The following is a 1431-nucleotide window of genomic DNA, read 5'->3' as shown; positions in this document are numbered from 1 at the left end:
CCATTGGTAACTGATTTAGAGGAGAGAGTCTTGAAGTTATGCGCCGGATAGGGCTAAACTGAAAGAACAAGTTTTGGCGACTGCGCTCCTCCAAGCCAGTTACCTCGGTTCAGAAACTTGCCGGTTTACTGAACCTTCAAAAAACCACCTTGCCGGGTGGTTTTTTTGTTTCCGCACCAGACTAAATCTCTCAGGCCACCCCGTCAAGAAACGCCTACAAGAACCACAACCACCAAGTCAAAAAACACACACATCGCTCAAAAAACAAGCAATCGGTAAGATATACAAAAATTTATATAAAAAAGCACTATCGGAACATCCTGAAAAAACTTTATACTCCAGAGTTGAAATTCTGCCGTCTCAAGGAGAGAGGGGCAGGTAATAGCAACCAACAGAGGAAATGCGTATGTGCGCTTTGAATCGACGACGACACTGATAGGAGGTGTTCATGAAACCAGTAGTATATGTTGGGGGTTCACAAAAAAGCCTAACCGGCCAAAAAGTGTTCCCAAAGAGTCTTGAAGATGAAGTAGCAGTGGAGATAAACCGTTTACAATATGGCTTGTCACCTTTGCGGAAGACCAAGGCGATGAATGGCCTCGGACAAGGTGTTATCGAGTGGGTGAAGAATGGTAAACCAGCTTACCGGATGGTTTACGTAGTAGGTAAAAAAGCAGTCTACGTACTACATGCATTCTCAAAAACGTCAGATGGCACACCAAAGTCCGAGGAGGATACAATCAAGCTAAGGTATAAGATGCTTCCAAAAGACTTCTGATAAATCAGACGGTAACCAAAGCAGTGTTCACAGCACTGCTTTTTTCACTTTCACGTCAATTGGACTCTCTTTGTCGTGAGGTCGAAATGAAACATCCATAACGAATCCAATGCGGCACAAGATCTCCAATAGTGTATCGATGGCGAATTTTGAAAATTGACCGTTCATAAGATTACTGACTCTTGGCTGACTGACACCTAGCTTCTCTGCTGCGACACGTTGTGACCACCCCTGCTCACGGATCAACTCCGTAAGAATAATGATCAGCTTGGACTTCAGTGAAATCATATTTAGCTCAACAGCGTCCTTAGCAAAGAGTTCGTACGGTTCACTTACACGGTGAAGCATATTTCCCCTCATAAGTCCTGCGAGTGTAAAAAAGTAGATGCAGCTCAAAAAATATTCGAGCGTTTACAGGGTGCGGCATTATACGCACGCCTTAGAAAGAGGCAACAAAAAAATATAATTTTTTATATACCTCACCCCTTATATAATGTTCTTTAAGCCAAGATGCAAGTGACAACCGCACTTTTCACTACAAAAAAAACTGCAAGCTTCATCGAAGTTCATAGTAAATGAATAGAAATGAAGAGGTCATTTAACATAACACCCGTTGCCCGCACCCCCAGAGAGGCCCTCAGTGCATTTCTGCG

The 1431-nt window shown here is 43.3% G+C and carries 2 protein-coding genes; one reads left to right on the top strand and one right to left on the bottom strand.

Annotation, left to right across the window (positions count from 1 at the left end):
* The first annotated feature begins 448 nt into the window (after positions 1-448).
* A complete protein-coding gene (locus FDW94_RS08430; RefSeq protein WP_057696255.1) occupies positions 449-778 on the top strand; it encodes a type II toxin-antitoxin system RelE/ParE family toxin in 330 nt (109 codons plus the stop codon).
* Positions 779-805: 27 nt separating this feature from the next.
* Here the strand turns inward: FDW94_RS08430 and FDW94_RS08425 are convergent, their stop codons facing one another.
* Positions 806-1126, bottom strand: a complete 321-nt coding sequence (locus FDW94_RS08425) for a helix-turn-helix transcriptional regulator (protein WP_057696258.1) — start codon at positions 1124-1126, stop codon at positions 806-808.
* Positions 1127-1431 lie beyond the last annotated feature (305 nt).

The sequence above is a fragment of the Citrobacter sp. wls757 genome, from assembly GCF_005280935.1.
Classification (GTDB): Bacteria; Pseudomonadota; Gammaproteobacteria; order Enterobacterales; family Enterobacteriaceae; genus Citrobacter; species Citrobacter portucalensis.
Note: the sequence above shows the minus strand (reverse complement) of the source record. Positions and strands in the feature narration are given on the sequence as shown.